The following is an 18,135-nucleotide window of genomic DNA, read 5'->3' as shown; positions in this document are numbered from 1 at the left end:
ATGGCTGGCAAGGTCCTTATGCGCGGCACTCACGTGCTGGGCGAAGCAGCTATTCGTGCAGGCTGCCGCGCCTATTTCGGATATCCGATTACGCCTCAGAACGAGCTTCCCGAGTACATGGCAGCACAGTTCGCAAAGATGAAAGACGGAATATTCGTTCAGGCCGAAAGTGAACTCGCATCCATCAACATGGTCATGGGAGCAAGTATTGCGGGAGCGCGGGTGATGACATCATCGTCCAGCCCGGGAATCAGCCTGAAACAGGAAGGCATCTCCTATCTGGCAGCCATGGAATTACCTGCAGTCATCGTAAATATGATGCGAGGCGGCCCCGGTCTCGGCAATATCGCCCCGTCTCAGGGTGATTATTTCCAGGCGACCAGAGGTGGAGGACACGGCGATTACCGCCTTATCGTACTGGCTCCTGCTTACGGCCAGGAAATAGCCAATATGACCAGAGATGCCTTCGATCTGGCTGACCGATTCAGAACTCCTGTTATGATCCTGGGCGACGGCATGATGGGGCAAATGATGGAGCCGGTAATCTTCCCGGAACCCATCGATCTCGCATCTCTTCCGAAGAAGGATTGGATTCTCGACGGGTGCAAAGAACGTTCCAGCCGTATCATACGTTCGCTCTGGTTGGACCCCAATCTGGAAGAAGAGCTTAATTGGCGGCTTGCACGCAAGTACGAGATCATTTCCGAAGAAATTCCCGATGCGGAAATGTACCAGCACGAAGATGCGGAGATAATTATCGTCGCTTACGGAACGGCTGCGCGTATCGCAAAAGGCGCTGTGCAACGTGTCCGAGAGGCCGGTAAGAAGATTGGATTATTTCGACCGAAAACGCTGTGGCCGTATCCCAACGAGCCGCTCGCTCAACTGAGCCGCAAGGTCAAGCACATCGTAGTATTTGAATTGAGCACCGGTCAGATGGTTGAAGACGTACGTTTGGCAGTTGAAGGACGTTGCGACGTATCATTCTACGGCCGGCCCGGAGGGGTTGTCCCCACCGGTGAGGAAATAGCTCGGGTTCTGTCTGCAACGTACCACAGGGTAAATTCCGGACGCCAGAACGGTTCTGAAGCGGGTTCCAGTTATCGAGTCCTGGGAATCGCTTGATCGAGTTATTCCAGAAATCTGAGTGCATGGCCGAGTCTAACTCTACTCTCTATTAACACTGTTCGCTGAACAAATTTCCGCCGGCGTCGGCTATGTCAGTTCAAGGGAGCGACAAACGTGAAAAAAGTATTTTCCAGGCCCCAGTCTCTCAAAGAGACCCCTTTTCACTACTGTCCGGGTTGCGGTCACAGTATCGTTCACCGGCTCGTTGCGGAAGTGATCGACGAATTGGGAATACGAGACAAGACCATCGGAGTTCCTCCCGCGGGATGCGCCGTCTTGGCGTACAACTACTTTGATGTTGATATGGCCGAGGCTCCGCATGGCCGTGCAGCGGCTGTTGCAACAGGCATCAAGAGGGTCTTGCCGGATCGCATCGTTTTCACATACCAGGGCGACGGCGATATAGCCGCTATTGGTACTGCGGAGACAATACATGCTGCAAACAGAGGGGAACGGATCACTGCAGTGTTCATCAATAATGCAGTGTACGGAATGACCGGCGGACAAATGGCGCCAACCACCATTCCGGGTCAGGTCACCACCACGTCTCCCGGCGGCAGAATACCTCTTCGCGACGGCAATCCCCTGGACCTTAGCGAAATGCTCGGACTCGCTGCCGGAAGCGTTTATATCGAACGCACTGCCGTGACGTCTCCCAAGGGCGTTATGCGAACGAAAAAAGCTCTGAAAAAGGCATTTACAGTTCAGTTGGAAGACAAAGGTTATTCCATGGTTGAAATTCTGTCGCCCTGTCCCACAAACTGGAAGCTTTCTCCAGCCGAGGCTATACGGTGGGTGGACGAAGTCATGACCAAAATATTCCCGGTCAAGGTGATCAAGGATGTTGCTTAAAATAGTGTTCTCAGGATTCGGAGGACAGGGAGTCCTCATGATGGGTTATGTCCTGGCAGTAGCGGGGATGAACGAAGACAAACACGTCACCTTTCTGCCCGCGTACGGCGCCGAAGTTCGCGGCGGCACAGCCAATTGCACGGTGGTGGTGTCCGATAGTGAAATAGCCTCGCCCACTGCTGCTTCTCCGGAATACGTGGTGGCCATGAATTATCCTTCTATGATCAAGTATTCAAATGCCGTGAAATCCGGTGGCACCATGTTCCTTAACAGCGATCTCATTTCCGAAGATCCTGCGCGAAGCGATCTCCGAATTGTCAAAATACCTGCGAACTCGCTGGCACGCGACATGGGAAACGACCGCGCATTGAACATGGTTATGCTGGGAGCTGTTAATGCCGTTGCCGGAATCGTCTCACAAGAAGCACTTCTGGGCGCGATTGACACGGTCTTGAAAGGCAAGAAACAAACGCTCATTGACATGAATCAGAAAGCGCTCTTCGAGGGGGCGAAGTTCATCAATACCAGTTCTGCTGCATAGTTCATTCTCATTATGTTGTTGTTCATATCGGAGGTTTTCTCATGAAGACGGTGAAAGAAATTGCCGTTCGGCTCGAAAACAAACCCGGCGTTTTATCCCAGGTCAGCGAACTTCTTGGAGCCAACGGAATCAATATCTTGGCTTTGACTGTACAAGCCGAAGGATCTGAGGGAATACTGAGTTTTGTTGCCACAAACCCTGCTCGAGTCACCAACGTCCTTGAAAGCGCCGGTCTCAAACCCGAAATCAGGGAAATATTGGCTGCAGAAGCTCCGCATCATCCGGGCGGACTAAATGCTTTGCTAAAACCTTTGAAGCTTGCGGGAGTGAATGTGCGATACCTGTATTCCTGCATCAGTTTCCACGGCGCGGGCGATCGCACGATAATCCTCCTGGGCGTAGACAATATCCAGGCGGCTCATGATGCTCTCTCCAAAGAATGGATCAAACTTTACGGCGAAGAGCTGTACAATTTCTAATGCTTCGCGAGTAAGGTGTGAGGAGTCTTCGTTAACTCACCATGATGACTCCTCAAACCATTCTGCCACATCTTCGTTTAAGACGACGACTCGAGCTTTTGCCATCCCACTCTGAATGCCCCCAACGTTAATCTTCCGAAGGTCGATCTTGACTTTGCTGTAATTCTTTGTCCCAGAGGGACTAAAGAAAATAGCCCGGTAATTCATTGCCGGGAATTTGTGTATCAATCGTCGCTCCGGGACTCGAAAATCATTAGGTTTTTCCTTAACCGGCGATGAATCGCCGGCCTATTGTCGGCTGTTCCTCCGGAACAAACGACCAAAACCACGCCAAGTTAGCGCATATCTCCCCAAGACTCCCTCCCAGGCTTTTGGGCGAATATTGAAAGTTCTTGAGGTGGGTTGGGAGTCCCGCCAAGCGGGATTACAAGAAGTTCCTCCCCGATTTCTCTTATTTCTCCTTCAGATTTAGCGTTTTCTTCACGAGTTCTTTTTCATGATCGAATTTCACGATCCTCTGGAGCATAATCTTCTGTGCCATCACCGGCCCGGCTCCGTGCCAGGTCCCCACTCCGTGTTGTCCGGCAGTCCAGTGCTGGAGCAGCTTATGCACCTTGAGAATGTTTTCCGTCGGTTCGTCCGATCCGAAACTGAAGAACTCCTCGACGTACGCTTTGGTTTCGGGATTTTTCAATTCTTTTAGTGACGGCATGGTGACGATCAATCCTCCGCCTATATCGCCCGCCAGAGCCATAGTGCGCCAAAAAGCGTTACAGATATTCAGTTTGGCCACATTGCCCATGACTTCGTCAGGAAGAAAGACGCCGGAACCCGGAGGATCTTCTGACCCCAACTGAGCCGCGGCCATGCCGCATGCTCGACCGGTCTCTCGGAGCACCACCATTTCCGTGATTTGATCGTTTATGTGGGAGATATTGTCCAGGCCCTTATACTCTTGAATAAGCTTGCAGGCTCCTATGATTTGATTCATGAACCCCACTTTGCACGTGCCGCCGCACGTCATACGGTGAGTTCGTGCAAACCGTGCGACAAGTTTGCCGGAATATTTCACTTCTCCGCAATGGAATACCCGTTCCCAGGGCACGAAAACATTGTCGAAAACGACCATTGAGGTTTCCCGTTGGCCGAATACGGGATTTCCCAGTTCGTAAATATCTTCAGCCTGGTCGCGTTCCGCGGAATAGGGCGAATATTGGCAGATGTAAGTTATACCCTTCGTATCAACGGGAACGGCAAAGGCTACAGCATAGTCCTCCTCACCTTCTCCGTGGGATGATTGAGGCAAAACCACAAGCTCATGACTGGCGAAAGCCCCTGAAATGTTCACTTTCGCGCCTCTGACAACAATGCCGTCGCTGTTCTTCTCCACTACCTTTAACGAGAGGAAAGGATCCGGCCAATCCAGAGTCCTCTTCTTCCTGCTCCCGCGGGGTTCTGTCAGCGCTCCAGCGGCAGAAAGATCGTTCTCTTGCACCATTTTCAAGTAATTGACAAATCGCGGGTAGTACTCGGTGCCGATAGTCTTGTCCATTTCCCAGGTTGTGGCGGCAAGGGCATGGAATGCGTCGTACCCCACGCACCGGTAAATACATGTGCCCAGCATTTCTGCGGTGAAGGTTCCAGCCTTGGCTTTGGAAAGAAGATCCTCGTTGCTCCCGCTGATATGCGTGTACCTGTTCACCGTGCCCTGGATAAGAGGTGAGAAACACGTCATGGTTTGACTGTATCGCGGATCGAGTGCCCACTGGTAACTCGCTTTATTGGCCTCAACCACGGTTCGAGTATTAGGATTCGAAAGCACATCCTCCACACGTTTGCCGTTCATGAATACGACAGGCTTGAATTGCTTCAAGCTCTCTTCGAACTGCTCGGGAGTCTTCAAAGCCATTGCTTCTCCTTTCGGCTAAAACATGACCGCAGCGAGCCTGCAGTCCCTTGTTTCGGATTCGCTTTCAAAGCAGTAATATCCGGGGACCTTTTTGTAAAAAAGGTCCCCGAACCCTCCAAAAAACTTTTAGCACTCGCCTAACACCAGAGTTTTTCGTTAGAAAAACTCTGGTGTTAGGCGAATATTAAAAGTTCTTGGGAAGGGTCTGGGAAACACTTCTTACAAGAAGGGTTTCCCAGATCTTATCTCTTTGAATGCGCATTGGTACTCCCCTCCGGCTCGCTTTTGCCGGGAAGCGTAAGAGCGAGGACGAGAACGCTTACCTGTGCGGCTCCCGCCTTGTGTAGTGTCCGTGAAGCCTCTGTGATGGTTGAACCGGTGGTTGCGACATCGTCCACGAGCAAAATACGTTTATCCTTTATAGCATTCAGGCGAGAAACTTGAAAAGAACCCTTCAGGTTACGCTGCCTTTCCTTCTTGGAGAGCCGGGCTTGCGCAGGTGTATCGCGGATCTTCTTGAAACTATTTCTATCGAGCGGAATCCCGGTATTCTTCGAAAGTTTTCGAGCGAGTATTACCGCCTGATTGAATCCCCGTTCCAGTAATTTCTTGCGGTGAATCGGAACCGGCACTATGACGTCGAATTGAGCGGGATCGTAATATCGGAAGAAGGCTTCCGACAAGAGTTGTCCAAGAGCCGATGAAAGACGTAATTGACCGTTGTACTTGAAATTCTTGAGAGCTTGCCTCAAATCGCCTTCATAAGCTGTGCCAAAACGGGCCGTTCCGTACGCAGGCGGATCTGTTAGACATGTTCCGCAAAACAGCATCTCATGTGTGGTATTGTGAGCCAGCGGCAGGCCGCATTGGGCACAAATCGGCGGCTCTATGCGGGTGATGGATTCCGCACAATCCGCGCAGATCTCAAAGCCCGACTCAACCTCCGGAGAATCGCAGAAATGGCAGGCAGGAGGAAAGACTAGATCCGAAAGCGTTTGGATGAAATCCGTAATCCCGTCTTTCAGCATTGTTTGTCCCTTGCTCGTACGAGGGATACCGAGAGGAATTGTGAAGCACTGTTCTCTTGATGCCAAGACTTAATCAAGTATTATACAGCTTGTCAACGCGTATTGCAGGAGATATCGTGATTTCCATCGTGACTCTCACTACGGATTTCGGCACAAGAGACGGTTTCACGGCCCAGATGAAAGGGGTTATTCTCGGGATCTTCCCCGAAGCACGGATCGTGGACGTAACCCATGACATAGAACCTTTCTCCATACTGGAGGGTGCGCTTGTCCTCAACGGAATCCGCAAGTACTTCCCGCCGACTGCCGTGCATGTCGGAGTAATCGATCCTGGAGTCGGCAGTCAAAGGCGAGGTTTAGCTGTCAGAACAAGAACAGGCTATTACGTGGGTCCTGATAACGGCCTGTTCACCTTCATTTTGAACGAGTCAGCAGACGTGGAAGTCCGAGAGATTCGCAATCCCGAATTCATGCTTCCGGAGCCGTATGCGACTTTTCACGGACGTGACATTTTTGCTCCCGCTGCTGCTCATCTGAGTGCAGGGAAAATGTTCGAGAGCATCGGTCCGGTCGTGGAGAAACCGGTAACGTTGACGGTTCCGAAGCCCGTCAGGAGTGCGAGCGCAATTGAAGGAGAAGCCATTTACACAGATCGCTTCGGCAATGTTACAACCAACATTCCGGCTGATTTGCTGGACCGCACGGTTCGAGAGATCCGTATTGCCGGGACACGTATTCCACGGCTCAGCAGATATTTCGCAGAAGTCCCCTTTCACGAACCGGTCGCACTGATCAACAGTTTCGGATTGCTCGAAGTGGCCGTCAACCGAGGAAATGCTTCAGCAGAGCTCCATATAGAGACAGGTGACAAAATCCGGATCCTCTGGTAAGAAACCGCCAGGCGCTATGGAGATCGTACAACGGGTGAAACAGTGAAGAAACCCAAACAATCCACGCATCGTAAGCCCGAAAAGAGGCAGCGAAAACCCAAGGTTCTGGTTCTCACGACTTCGTATCCATCTGATGAAAAAGATCCTTCAGGAATCTTCATTGCCAAATTGTTGGGTGCACTGAAGCGCCGCGGGTACGAGCTTCGAGTGGTTGCTCCGTCAAACGGGCAGTTTTACGGCAGGCGTTTCTTGAGCGGCATTGAAACTGTGCGTTTCGGCTATTTTTTCCCGAGATTCCTGGAAAGGCTAACGATCGGTGCGGGTGGTATTCCCGAAAACATGGCAAAGAGTTTCCTCGCGAAGTTGCAGGTCTTTCCGATGATGCTGGTATTTCTCCTGAAAGCCATATCGGAAGCCCGTCACATGGATCTTATCTATGCGAATTGGCTTGGCGCGGGAATTGTCGGTGCGGTCGCAGGCATGTTGACGCGAAAGCCGCTGGTTATTTCCTTCAGAGGCGATGACGGGTACCTGGCACGTGATCGCTACATCTGGCGCAAACTCACGAAATTCGTCACCAAAAGGGCATCTCTGATCGTTCCCGTCAGCCGCGAACTAAGAGACATCATGCTCGATCTCGGGATCGACCGCGAAAAATGTCGCGTGCCGCGGTTCGGGGTGGATGTGGAGATGTTCCATCCGCCATCGGAACCGAGACGAATACGGGAACATGTCCGGATACTATTCGTCGGCAGCCTGATTGCTCGAAAAGGACTTCACGATTTGCTGGATGCGCTTGCGGACCCGGAGCTTGAGAAAGCTCACCTCACGATTGTGGGAGACGGCCCTGACCTGGAGGTGCTAAAAGCTTTGTCCAAGCGGCTCGGACTTGCCGACAACACGGAGTGGAGAGGATTACTCCCTCCTGAAGCAGTGGCAAGGTTGATGCGCCACACGGATTTATTGTGCTTGCCCAGTTACATGGAAGGACGCCCGAATGTGGTGAACGAGGCAATGGCTTCGGGGCTCCCGGTGATTTCCACTCGCATCGGCGGAATACCTGACATGGTGAGGGAAGGGGAGACTGCCTTCCTGGTGGAACCCGGTGATGTGGAAGAACTGCGGAAGTGCCTCATCCGTCTTGTCTCCGACCCGGACTTGCGGGCACGTATGGGAGCAGCCGGCCATGATTTTCTCGTCAAGTCCGGTGTGAGTTGGGATTCCACAGCAGAAGAATTCGATGCGCTGTTTTCATCCCTGTAGCCCAATATAGCGATTATTGGGAAGAATTTCCGGGGAACCCTTTTTTGCAAAAAAGGGTTCCCCGGACCCCTCCCCAAAAACTCTCAATATTATGGCTACATATATGAAGATTGTTCGCTATATGAATTCCTTTCATTGAGCATGTCATTGCGAGCGAAACAACCGCCTGAAATTAAGCGCCTGATCCCAGGCGATTGCCACGTCGCTGCGCTCCTCGCAATGACAGTCATTCAGACACCTTGGCAAAAACGATGCGGTTCGCTGTGGTCATCACATCCTATGCCTGATTCTTATTTTGACGCCTATGCCACTAACCCCCTTTACTAAGGAGGGAATTGCACGTTGCTTCTTTACCCCCCTTTCATAAAGGGGGGTAGGGGGGATTTTACCCACGAATAACTGAACATCCATGGCCAGAGCGGCCACAACCAGCAATGAAAAGAGTAGCTTACAATCGCAGGGGATATTATGTAAACTTAGTCAAACAAGTAGCTGATATCTATATAGATGCCCCTTCTTTTCATACAAATGGATACTCCTTGACAGATCGGAGAACGGAAAAGAGACAAGTACTACCGCTCCGGCTGAAGGTGTTGCCACGCAGCATCCTCCTCCGGCCGATTCCAATCCTTGGCAAGGGCCGGTTCGCTCAGAATAGATGTTTCATTTGCTGCTACAGCGGGTTCGTCTTCAAGTATGGTCACAAGTGCACGTCGTACGGAGGTCAATTGCACGGGCTCCAGGAGTGTGACATTTCCCTGTTCGTCAATTGTGGCTTCAACGGTTCGGATCATCAGTGTGCCTCCATGACCATATTATATGCTTTCCTGAGACACTGTCGAGGGAAGTTTTGCAGTGTTTCATCTACGCTTTGCATGGTAACAAGCTGTTGCGTCACCAAACCAGCGTATTAGCGGAGCCGTCCTGCCCCAATATCCAGCCTTCTATCTGTCGCATGACCGGATCGTCGGGAGCACCTTCCGAACGTCCACCCGCTGTAACCTCTATTACAGAGAGTAGCCCCATAAAGGAATCGAATCGATCCTCCCCATTCGGAGTCGATCCGAACCCATCCACTACCTGATTCAAGAGTTCCGTGGTGAACCGGACCGGACGCCTGCTCAGCCAGTCCAGCACAAACGTCGCTTTATTCTTTCGATGCTCCTGAAGTCGCTTGCTCCAACCTCTTCCCGGAGGAGTGAACCCTACATGCAGGCATGCTTCTGCGGGATACGTCTCTGCCACCACGCAGTCATGATCTTCAATGAGCTGCTGCAGACTGCCTTGAAAAGGCCAGAGGGCAACGTCTCGCCCATCACGAATTGCAGGTGCAAGGACATCGCGCCACCCGATGATAGCAGCTCGACCGACTTGGTTAGCTCCCAGAGTCCAGAAGAGCGGACATGCCGCATTCCGACCCGGTTGTGACCGTTCGCATACTCTCCGGAGATCGTTTATAGTGGCGACTCCCAAACCCTGGACCAGGTGCGCATGCGTCGTACCGCCGGGACGGGCTGGATAGAACGGCCTGTATATGCTGATGTCCGATGCAGTCTCGGCCGGATCGTAGAAACGACTCCATACTCCAGTGCCGAATTGCAGAAGCGCCCGGACGAAATCTGTTATGCCAGCCTTCTCAGCATAGGCCATGGGTAATCCGATGGGAAAATCAAAGCCGACTACAATCTTGGCGCCTTCTGCACGTGAGAGAAGCCGAGGAAGAAATGTATGCACATCTCCGGCCGGTTCAGGGGTGTTCACGAGGTAGCTTGACCCTTCAAGCTCCGCAACGGTCATCCATCGTTTGGCAGGAGCTGAACTCCAATCGGCATGCACGACCAATCCTGGGAAAGTTTTCGGGCCTGGCTTGAGGGTTCGACAATCCTTAATCAAAGGTCCATGTCCATTAACATGATGCTGGGATGCTCTCCTGTGTTTGCAAAGGGCCTCTTTCCATCGCATTCAAACCTCGCATAGGGCACTTCCACGCAAGGAAAGAATCCGGCTTTCCGAAAGATATGCTGCGATACGAGTCCCGTGGCTTCCACGACCGCCCGACTGTATCCCCAGCTACGAGCGTGCTCCAGAGACAGTTTCAAAAGCTGGTGACCAATTCCTTTTCCGCGAAAAGGTCCTTGGATTGCAAGCATAAATATGTGCAGCGAGTCAGGCGGGCTCTGCGCAATTCTCTGATAATAGATATTATAAAGATGAGCAGCGAGTGCAATCACAGGAGCTGACCATGGAAACTGAATCGGGCTCACCGGCAAGTCAAGCGACATCTTTTCGTTCAATAGGGTGCCTGCGATTTCACCGGATTGCGAATCCCGAGCGACAAAAGAAAGATCCTGGCAAAGTAATTTGGGCAACACGGCATCCGAGAATTGTTTGAAATCCTCTTTTGCAAGCCCCAGAGCACGCGCTGTCGGTTCCGAACCGTCCGTAAAAGACAATGACATCGTTTCCGCCACGTCTTCCAGATCCTTCTCGTCGAGATGCGAGTAGGTAAAACCGTCGTTGTCAGCCGGAAGCTTCATTCTTCTCCTCCGTACCGGATTTAAGCGTACCATCTGTTGACGTAACCCAACTGCGCATTTCTTGTCTATGAAAATGTGGTCATCCCAAGCATTCAATGAGGTCAGCGTCCTGTCATTCTCGATGCATTCATTGCTCCGTACGGGCTTGACAACGGCAGCGCCATGACGATAGACTATGCCGATTGAAAGTATAGGTAATTATAATAAACGCCGCTTCGCGGGGTTATTCCGGCTGACAGAAAAGGAGGCACTATGGCTGCCACGTACGAGCAGATGTGGAAAGATCTCGGATTGGATTTGGCATCGCATGACGCTCTTCTCCAGGTGCTGGGAAAAGGTTATCAGGACATCTTCTTGAGCCAAACCGATCGACCGCAAGGGATGGATTACTTCAACTTCGTCATGAGCGAGGTCCATGGCTTGCGAGTCAAAGAGCTTGTCGATGGCAAGAAAGAAGGGCACAAGGTTATCGGCTCTTTCTGTGTTTTCGTGCCCGAAGAAATCATCAGAGCTGCTGATGCCACCCTCGTGGGATTGTGCACAGGCGCGGATTTCGCCACGGAAGAAGTGGAAAAGCTGCTTCCCCGCAATACATGCTCTCTCATTAAGTCCGCATTCGGGTTCAAGCTCGGCAAGGTATGCCCTTATATCGAGTCGTCCGATATGATCGTGGGAGAAAATACCTGTGACGGCAAGAAGAAGTCTTATGAGGTGTTGGACGCCCTGGTTCCAAACCTCTACGTGATGGACTTGCCTCAGACCAAATCGAACGAAGGCAGATCTGTTTTGAGGGCCGAATACGACAAATTCAAGAAGACCGTGGAAGAGCTTACCGGGGTAACCATAGATGCCGATCGTCTCAAGAAAGGCATTGAGATAGTGAATAACAAGCGCAAAGCTGTTCATCGCCTTTCCCAATTGAGGAAAGCCGATCCTCTGCCCATTTCCGGCTTGGATGCGCTCTTGATCAACCAGGTATTTTTCTATGACGATCCCATTCGGTTCACGGATTCAGTCAACAAGCTCTGTGATGAGCTTGAGGGGAGAATTCGCGAAGGGAAAGGCCTCGATAAAAAAGGAGCGCCTCGCATTCTGTTGTCCGGTTGCCCCATGGCCGTGCCTAACTGGAAGCTTCCGTGGGTTATTGAATCATCGGGAGCAGTAATCGTGGGAGAAGAATCGTGTGTAGGAGAGCGGGGCACACGCAATCAGACTGATGCCTCAGGCAGCACTGTTGATGAGCTGATGGAGTCCATAGTGGACAGATATTTCAAAGTGGACTGCGCTATCTTCACTCCGAATTCGGATCGACTCAATCACGTCAAGCAGATGTTCAACGATTATAAGGCAGATGGAGTTATCCATTACGGCCTGCAGTTCTGCCAGCCGTATCAGATTGAATCGCTACCGGTGGAGAAAGCTCTTGAAGAGGCAGGAATACCGACCTTGAGAATCGATACCGACTACAGCATGGAAGATGTGGAACAGATCAAGACACGTGTTGAAGCATTTAGCGAGAGGATAAAAATGGCCGGCTGCAGCACCTGTCGATGTTCATAAACTGATAATGATTGCGTCACAGAAGGAGGAACTTTCTTGGAACTCTCTCTGTGACTTTCAAGATCGAGTGATCAAGAAAAATTGCGAATTGGGCATGGTGAGTAATATGGCGGTATGCGGCATAGATGTAGGGTCCCGGACAATCAAAGTTGTTTTCCTGGATCCGGACTCAAAACGGATCCTGGCATTCAGAAAAGCAGAGACTACGTTCACACCCTTGGAACAATGCCATAAGATTCTGAACGGCTTTTCCGCCGAACATACCGTCACTACAGGTTACGGGAGAAAGCTCTTCAAAGACCATGTGAAGGCCGAGAGCATTACGGAGATCTTCGCACATGCTCTTGGCGCGAAACACCTCTTTCCCGCGGGCCGTTCCGTCCTGGATATCGGCGGACAGGATACGAAAGCGATCTCGCTGGATTCGGCCGGACGGGTGGCAAAATTCGAGATGAACGACCGTTGTGCGGCAGGAACGGGCAAGTTCCTCGAATTCATGGCTACAAGCTTCCAAATCCCTATCGAAGAGTTTGGAGATTTTGCATTGGAGGGGACACTCGGGCTTTCCATTAACAGCATGTGCACGGTTTTTGCCGAGTCGGAGGCAACATCCTTGATGGCACGAGGACATAGACCTCAAGATATAGCCCTTGCTCTTCACCACTCAGTAGTCAAACGCTCACTCTCCATGTTAAGGAGGGTTTCCGTGGACGGTCCTCTGGTCTTTTCCGGAGGGGTTGCCCTGAATCCCTGCATAAGAGAACTCATCGAACGGGAAACCAGATCGGGGATACTAGTGGCATCCGAACCTGACATGGTAGGAGCACTCGGAGCTGCACTTTATGCGGCTCAGAGATGAACGAATTCAAAGTCGGTTGCAAGGCAAGACCGGATTTCTACGTCGAGATCGCAACGATTTTTCTGAGCGCAGAATAGTGAGTGGCCGGTGAACGACTGCTCTCTCGATTCAGGTTGTCTAGCAGCAGTCTCTCGAAAATTGGTGGGTGCCGTGCCTCCGTGCCGGCACATTTTTTAAGTACAAATCAACCAGTTCGGCCCGACGCCGAGCATACCGATCTTTTGATAAACTATGCGTTCAAAAGGTCAGAACTTGTGTCAAGTGCTTATAACATCATGCTCACACCATGAGTGACTTCCCGATTGAGCACTCGTTTATCGCCATTCCGCTTCGTATATCCGATCGTGTCCAGATAATCGAGCACCGGCACGGCTCTGTTTCTTCCGTACCCCAGGATTCTCTTACCATCTTCAATGGTCAGGTTCCCTTTCTGCAGGATCAGGGTTCTCACGTGTTCTTTGATGTCATGTAATGCTTCAACGGTTAAGAAACGGCCGTCATTGAGTCGAACGAGCTTCTTCTGAGCATGGAGATGATCGAGGACTTTCTCCACGTCCCTATGAGCAATGCCTTCTCCGTGACGCTTCCAATATGTTCCTGCAGAAAAAGTCCAATAGCCCTGTTTTGCGGCAAAATCGATGAGCCGCTCTATGAGTCTTTCTCTGGACAAAGGGAGCTTGACCACAAAGTTGGTGACTTTATACCCTTTTTCAGTTCTTGTGAGCTTCCCGTCTTTGCACAGATCCCCGATCATTCGGTCAAATATCGCAATATTCAGATTCGGGTCCAGGCGAAACCGGATTTCGTCTGCGCTTGCCGTGGGCTTAAAGGCATCCTTTGAGAGGATATTCTTCGTGACATCCACGAGGCGTCTTTTCAGAAGCTCGTAATGACTCTTATCGAAGTATCCCCGTCCGTTCAGGTGAAGCAGTTTTCCTAACTTCATTCTTGCGTTGATCTCTGCCTGGATACGTTCGAGCTCCAAACCTGTCGCTACCACAATCTCATCCGCTGTTACCGGGCGGCTGGAGAACTTGGCAAGGTACAGGTTGACAATGCTTTTCACATTGTCTTCCTGCAAGAGGTGCAAATAGGTCATGGTTTTTTCCGAATTCCCAGATCGGAACTTCTCCTTTGGTGTCTCGAGAATCCTGCCGCCTCCAATAACCGCATGCAGATTCATCGGTGAGATTACAAAGGGGTCTCTCGGGAGAACAGCTAACGGTTCACTGAGCCTCAGTTGTACCAATCCCGTTTCTCCCGGATGAAGCCGCTCGTGACCCATCATCACCAGGCGAGCCGTTGTACAGTACGTGCCGATATATAATTTGACCCTCTGACGATTCATGATCGGACGCCGAGTTCCTGGAAGGAGGGATAACTCTGCATTGAACAGGCTTGCAGGGGTGAGAACCCCCGGGGCGGCAAGTACCGTTCCCAGTTTGAGATCCTCAAGAGGGATGCCTTGCAGATTGAGACCGACCCGTTGTCCGGCCACTGCCCGGTCTACCCGCTCATGATGAACTTCAATAAACCGCACCTTCGCCTGCTTGCCCGAAGGCAACAGCTCAACGGTATTATCCCGCGTGATACTCCCTGACATCACGGTGCCGCTTGCCACAGTTCCGAAACCGGGGAAACTCCGGACCTGATCGATCCAGAGGCGAAATGGAGCTTGAATCGCCTTGCCATGCACCTGCTCGGCTTCGTCTTCCGTGGCCATCAAGACTTCTTCCAGACCGCTGCCTTCCAAGGCAGAGAAGGGAATTACCGGTTTATTCTCCAAAAAAGAGCCCTGTATAATGTCCCGGATTTCCATTTCAGCGAGTTCTACGGTCTCGCGATCGACCAGATCTGCCTTACTGAGCACAATGAAGCCGCCTTTTGCATTCACGAAATTCAACACCGCCAAGTGATCCCTGGTCTGCGGCATGACTCCATCATCCGCTGCCACCACCAAAATGGCCATATCCACAGCGCTCAATCCCCGAATAGTATTCTTCAGGAAATCGCTATGACCCGGTACGTCCATCAAAGCGATCCGGTTGCCTGACGGAAGCTTCAGAGGAGCAACGCTGGGTTCAATCGAAAGACCCCGTCGCTTTTCCTCTTTCAGACGATCCGTATCGATTCCGGTCAGAAACCGCACAAGGCTGGTCTTGCCGTGATCGACATGTCCTGCAACACCTGCGGTAAGAAATGTATTCATGGCTGTTTCGCTATCCTTGAGAAGCTCTCCGGAAGACTTGTCTGTCAGAGAGTCAGAGAGATCTTTGCTAGCCGGTAATGTCCGCTTGAGAACAGGTCCATTCTTTGGAGGGGGCAAGGGGAATCGAACCTCCTCCCGGTTTACGAGACCGGGCCAACGGGTTTGCAGCCCGCGGGGCGCCCAGCACCATTGCCCCCGTAAGAAAGGAGTAAGAGCTGGGGAACCTTTTTGTAAAAAGGTTCCCCAAACCCTTCCAAAAACTTTTAACATTTCTTCTGAATCATCGGTTTTGCATCGCAAGAACGGCGATTCAGAGGAATTCTACAAGGTCTCGGAAGGATTTCAGGAAACGTTTCTTTCAAAAGAGTCTCCCAGATCTACTTCTTTGCTTGCCGATCAGTATCAAGAAGGTCGATGAGCTTGCCTGAAAGAGGTCCTCGATTGATATTTGGGAAAGCGGCAGGGGACGGGAGTCTTTCGGCCTAGCTCAGAGCCAACCAAACACGGGTCGCTTGATTCGAGCTACTTCAGGTAAAGCCGAAAGAACGGTACACGGATGAACTCCTGTCAAGTGATAAGAAGTCATAAATATCTATACCAAGGGAAGACCGATATGTCAAATCAAATATACCGATGATGATGTGGAAGAATTTGGAGGGACATGTAATCACCAATCCGTAGGAAGACTGCCTTGAGTAAGGTTCGACTCTGTGATTTTGCCGGCTTATGGAATTACCTTGACCCCTGCACGTACTGCAAGATATCGTGGTAAGAGGAGAATGATTCTTTCTCCGATCGTTTATGTGTGAGAGGCTTTTCCGGCCTTGTGAAAAGGAGATCCACCATGGCGGATTCTTCTTCCCGGGATACTGACCGGAATTTTCCTGGGGGCACTCAAATCGATCCGACCATCGTAGACGAACGATCAGTAACAAAGAGTGAATTATTCAAGGGCATTCCGCGCGGTATTGAAGTGCTCATAAAGAAAGCCTCTGTCGATCCCGAATTCCGCTCCGTCCTGCTTGCAAAGCGTTCAGGGGCTGCCGTCGAGATTGAGCTTGAATTGTCCAACACTGAAACCGTCTTGCTCAATGCTATTCCGAAGACTCAAATCCAACAAATCATCGAAAATGTCAGCGTCCCCGGTGAGCACCGCCGAGCGTTCCTCGGAAAAGTTGCGGGTGCGATGCTGGCAGTGCTCGGCATACCACTCTCAGCACGCGCCTGGGAGTTCACTAGGTGGAGCTCCATCGAATTTCGGCACAATTACACAATAAGAAACGACTTATCTGAGCCGATGCAATTCCCTGCTTTTCTGTCTCAAGGCAACTGGCTAAAATGCAAGATTGCCGCGGAGTCAAAGCATTGGCTTGCTCTCCATGTGCGCTATAGTTGCCCTTTTCCTCGAGGTGTAATCGACGTCACGTTCGCAGAGCGCTATGAACGTTCAAAACCGGATATAACGTTCGATCCGTCGTCGGCTTTGGTGTCCTTCGGAAAGGGAGAAGTTACATTTTATGCCAACGGAAAGAACGGGTTCACAGACCGTATTTTCGTACGGCTTCGCAACCTCCAAGATGAAGGCACGTCCGGAGACCCGAAATTTCTCGACTGGCCTCCTCAAGGTATTGATCAGCCCGGCGAGCATGTTTCTGACAATCAGATTATCTGGAGAATGTTGAAACACGTGAAAGTGTGGCCTGAAGACCCTTTGATTGAGTCTTCTAATCGTTTACGCGATCTCCTGGAACGGTGATGACCTCACCCGGAAAAAATTGCTATGGATGCCGATTAGTTAAGAGGGGACAGAATGAATCAGACATTTCGTCCGCCTCCTTGGTGTTGCAAGGGCAGCATGCCCGTCGTCCTCTCTCAGGGACCGAAACTCAGCCCCTCATATTTCAACAAACGCATATTGTTAACTTCTATTTGACATATCGGGGGTGACGATGTAATATGCAAGCCAACGTATTTGCAGGAGAGTTCATTGATGAACGGTCCAAAACTGGCGTGTCCTAACTTCCTTCCGAACGTAGTCCACCTGAGATCATTCGCTCTTGATCATGGTTTTCATGGAATCGACTGGACCTTGCGGCTTGAAGACATGCCGAGAAATCGTCAGGAAGAGGAGCGATTCATTCATGCAATTTCGAAACTTGCGCCTCTGGAAGTACGATTTCATCTGTTCTTTCCGGACAACGAAGTTGGCGATTCTGACGTCGAAAAGTCGCTGTCGGCTGCCAATGTTTTTTCCGCTGCACTTGCATTGATTTCCAAGCTGGCCGGCCGTTTTGCGACACTCCATGTCGGTCTCGGCAGAGAATCCATGGAAGACGTCTCCTGGGAAAGGACTATCAGCGGCTTAAGCGATTTAAGAGTAAAGGCTCGGGCCGCGGGTATTCGTCTTTGTCTTGAAAATCTTGCCTGGGGTTGGACAGCCAGACCGGAACTGTACGAAAAATTGATCCGGAAGACGAACTGCTGGGGAACACTCGATATCGGACACGCGCAGGTGTGTCCGTCCGTGCGAAGTCAAGTGTACGATGTCCAGGACTTTGCGCTACCTCATCCTGAACGAATCCTCAGTGCTCACATCTATCATAAAGAAACTGCAACCGGTCACATTCCTCCGAGCAACGACTCCGATCTCGAAGACAGGCTGCTTCTGCTCCAAAGACTGCCTCTCTGCGACTGGTGGGTTCTGGAATTACGAGAGGAGAATTCTCTCTTGCAGACTCTCGATTGTGTAAAAGCATTTCTGTATTCACATGCCGCAAGCGCAGCAAGCTGAACCAGAAGAATCGGAGACCACAGAGGCGGTGATTGGAGAGAATTTCGCGGGAATCTTTCTTGGCGCGAAAGGGTTCCTCGGGAATCCTC

Annotated in this window: 16 protein-coding genes; 10 read left to right on the top strand and 6 right to left on the bottom strand. The window is 51.2% G+C overall.

Features of this window, described 5'->3' with window-relative positions:
- The 4 genes from vorB to DESTI_RS15110 all read left to right on the top strand — a co-directional run bounded on the left by vorB (nucleotide 1) and on the right by DESTI_RS15110 (nucleotide 3,000).
- Nucleotides 1-1,125 carry a 3-methyl-2-oxobutanoate dehydrogenase subunit VorB gene (gene vorB / locus DESTI_RS15125; RefSeq protein ID WP_014810841.1) on the top strand — a complete coding sequence of 375 codons (1,125 nt, stop codon included), beginning with the start codon at nucleotides 1-3 and terminating at the stop codon, nucleotides 1,123-1,125.
- A gap of 117 nt (nucleotides 1,126-1,242) precedes the next feature.
- Nucleotides 1,243-1,980: a thiamine pyrophosphate-dependent enzyme gene (locus DESTI_RS15120; protein WP_014810840.1), complete on the top strand. Its 738-nt coding sequence runs from the start codon at nucleotides 1,243-1,245 to the stop codon at nucleotides 1,978-1,980.
- Nucleotides 1,970-2,521 carry a 2-oxoacid:ferredoxin oxidoreductase subunit gamma family protein gene (locus DESTI_RS15115; RefSeq protein WP_014810839.1) on the top strand — a complete coding sequence of 184 codons (552 nt, stop codon included), beginning with the start codon at nucleotides 1,970-1,972 and terminating at the stop codon, nucleotides 2,519-2,521. The genes DESTI_RS15120 and DESTI_RS15115 overlap by 11 nt, the downstream gene beginning before the upstream one ends.
- 41 nt (nucleotides 2,522-2,562) lie before the next feature.
- Nucleotides 2,563-3,000: an ACT domain-containing protein gene (locus DESTI_RS15110; RefSeq protein WP_014810838.1), complete on the top strand. Its 438-nt coding sequence runs from the start codon at nucleotides 2,563-2,565 to the stop codon at nucleotides 2,998-3,000.
- A 451-nt stretch (nucleotides 3,001-3,451) separates the two neighbouring features.
- On the opposite strand, the gene DESTI_RS15100 is transcribed toward DESTI_RS15110, so the two are convergent.
- A complete protein-coding gene (locus DESTI_RS15100) occupies nucleotides 3,452-4,909 on the bottom strand; it encodes a 4-hydroxyphenylacetate 3-hydroxylase N-terminal domain-containing protein (RefSeq protein WP_014810837.1) in 1,458 nt (485 codons plus the stop codon).
- A 242-nt stretch (nucleotides 4,910-5,151) separates the two neighbouring features.
- On the bottom strand, nucleotides 5,152-5,937 hold the full coding sequence (locus DESTI_RS15095) for a ComF family protein (protein ID WP_014810836.1): 786 nt from the start codon (nucleotides 5,935-5,937) through the stop codon (nucleotides 5,152-5,154).
- 116 nt (nucleotides 5,938-6,053) lie between these two features.
- On the opposite strand from DESTI_RS15095, the gene DESTI_RS15090 reads away from it, so the two are divergent.
- Nucleotides 6,054-6,827 (top strand): SAM hydrolase/SAM-dependent halogenase family protein, encoded by a 774-nt coding sequence (locus DESTI_RS15090; RefSeq protein ID WP_014810835.1) that lies wholly within the window; start codon nucleotides 6,054-6,056, stop codon nucleotides 6,825-6,827.
- Nucleotides 6,828-6,869: 42 nt separating this feature from the next.
- Entirely contained in the window at nucleotides 6,870-8,090 is a 1,221-nt protein-coding gene (locus tag DESTI_RS28975; protein WP_014810834.1) for a glycosyltransferase, read from the top strand.
- A gap of 572 nt (nucleotides 8,091-8,662) precedes the next feature.
- Here DESTI_RS28975 and DESTI_RS15080 read toward each other — a convergent pair.
- The 3 genes from DESTI_RS15080 to DESTI_RS15070 all read right to left on the bottom strand — a co-directional run bounded on the left by DESTI_RS15080 (nucleotide 8,663) and on the right by DESTI_RS15070 (nucleotide 10,627).
- Nucleotides 8,663-8,884, bottom strand: coding sequence for a hypothetical protein (locus DESTI_RS15080; RefSeq protein ID WP_014810833.1), 222 nt, complete (start codon nucleotides 8,882-8,884; stop codon nucleotides 8,663-8,665).
- Nucleotides 8,885-8,984: 100 nt separating this feature from the next.
- A complete protein-coding gene (locus DESTI_RS15075) occupies nucleotides 8,985-9,926 on the bottom strand; it encodes a hypothetical protein (RefSeq protein WP_211213683.1) in 942 nt (313 codons plus the stop codon).
- A gap of 53 nt (nucleotides 9,927-9,979) precedes the next feature.
- A complete protein-coding gene (locus tag DESTI_RS15070; RefSeq protein ID WP_014810831.1) occupies nucleotides 9,980-10,627 on the bottom strand; it encodes a GNAT family N-acetyltransferase in 648 nt (215 codons plus the stop codon).
- A 252-nt stretch (nucleotides 10,628-10,879) separates the two neighbouring features.
- Here DESTI_RS15070 and DESTI_RS15065 point away from each other — a divergent pair, with 252 nt between their 5' ends.
- Together DESTI_RS15065 and DESTI_RS15060 are read left to right on the top strand one after the other, a co-directional pair.
- Nucleotides 10,880-12,187 carry a double-cubane-cluster-containing anaerobic reductase gene (locus DESTI_RS15065; protein ID WP_014810830.1) on the top strand — a complete coding sequence of 436 codons (1,308 nt, stop codon included), beginning with the start codon at nucleotides 10,880-10,882 and terminating at the stop codon, nucleotides 12,185-12,187.
- Between the two features lie 106 nt (nucleotides 12,188-12,293).
- Nucleotides 12,294-13,046 (top strand): acyl-CoA dehydratase activase, encoded by a 753-nt coding sequence (locus DESTI_RS15060; RefSeq protein ID WP_041287192.1) that lies wholly within the window; start codon nucleotides 12,294-12,296, stop codon nucleotides 13,044-13,046.
- A 265-nt stretch (nucleotides 13,047-13,311) separates the two neighbouring features.
- On the opposite strand, the gene selB is transcribed toward DESTI_RS15060, so the two are convergent.
- A complete protein-coding gene (selB, locus tag DESTI_RS30010) occupies nucleotides 13,312-15,372 on the bottom strand; it encodes a selenocysteine-specific translation elongation factor (protein ID WP_014810828.1) in 2,061 nt (686 codons plus the stop codon).
- A 727-nt stretch (nucleotides 15,373-16,099) separates the two neighbouring features.
- On the opposite strand from selB, the gene DESTI_RS15040 reads away from it, so the two are divergent.
- Both DESTI_RS15040 and DESTI_RS15035 read left to right on the top strand, forming a co-directional pair.
- On the top strand, nucleotides 16,100-17,011 hold the full coding sequence (locus DESTI_RS15040; protein ID WP_014810827.1) for a hypothetical protein: 912 nt from the start codon (nucleotides 16,100-16,102) through the stop codon (nucleotides 17,009-17,011).
- Between the two features lie 234 nt (nucleotides 17,012-17,245).
- The gene (locus DESTI_RS15035) at nucleotides 17,246-18,046 is read left to right on the top strand and encodes a TIM barrel protein (protein WP_014810826.1); all 801 of its coding nucleotides are present in this window, start codon (nucleotides 17,246-17,248) and stop codon (nucleotides 18,044-18,046) included.
- Nucleotides 18,047-18,135: the final 89 nt, after the last annotated feature.

The sequence above is a fragment of the Desulfomonile tiedjei DSM 6799 genome, from assembly GCF_000266945.1.
GTDB classification, from domain to species: Bacteria; Desulfobacterota; Desulfomonilia; order Desulfomonilales; family Desulfomonilaceae; genus Desulfomonile; species Desulfomonile tiedjei.
The sequence above is the reverse complement of the archived record's forward strand: the minus strand, read 5'-3'. Positions and strand labels throughout refer to the sequence as shown.

Excerpts from the sequence above, each read along its gene's own strand:
- vorB (WP_014810841.1), top strand. The coding sequence starts at position 1 with ATGGCTGGCAAGGTCCTTATGCGCGGCACTCACGTGCTGGGCGAAGCA.
- DESTI_RS15115 (WP_014810839.1), top strand. The coding sequence starts at position 1,970 with ATGTTGCTTAAAATAGTGTTCTCAGGATTCGGAGGACAGGGAGTCCTC.
- DESTI_RS15110 (WP_014810838.1), top strand. The coding sequence starts at position 2,563 with ATGAAGACGGTGAAAGAAATTGCCGTTCGGCTCGAAAACAAACCCGGC.
- DESTI_RS15100 (WP_014810837.1), bottom strand. The coding sequence starts at position 4,909 with ATGGCTTTGAAGACTCCCGAGCAGTTCGAAGAGAGCTTGAAGCAATTC.
- DESTI_RS15095 (WP_014810836.1), bottom strand. The coding sequence starts at position 5,937 with ATGCTGAAAGACGGGATTACGGATTTCATCCAAACGCTTTCGGATCTA.
- DESTI_RS15080 (WP_014810833.1), bottom strand. The coding sequence starts at position 8,884 with ATGATCCGAACCGTTGAAGCCACAATTGACGAACAGGGAAATGTCACA.
- DESTI_RS15070 (WP_014810831.1), bottom strand. The coding sequence starts at position 10,627 with ATGAAGCTTCCGGCTGACAACGACGGTTTTACCTACTCGCATCTCGAC.
- DESTI_RS15065 (WP_014810830.1), top strand. The coding sequence starts at position 10,880 with ATGGCTGCCACGTACGAGCAGATGTGGAAAGATCTCGGATTGGATTTG.
- DESTI_RS15060 (WP_041287192.1), top strand. The coding sequence starts at position 12,294 with ATGGCGGTATGCGGCATAGATGTAGGGTCCCGGACAATCAAAGTTGTT.
- DESTI_RS15040 (WP_014810827.1), top strand. The coding sequence starts at position 16,100 with ATGGCGGATTCTTCTTCCCGGGATACTGACCGGAATTTTCCTGGGGGC.
- DESTI_RS15035 (WP_014810826.1), top strand. The coding sequence starts at position 17,246 with ATGAACGGTCCAAAACTGGCGTGTCCTAACTTCCTTCCGAACGTAGTC.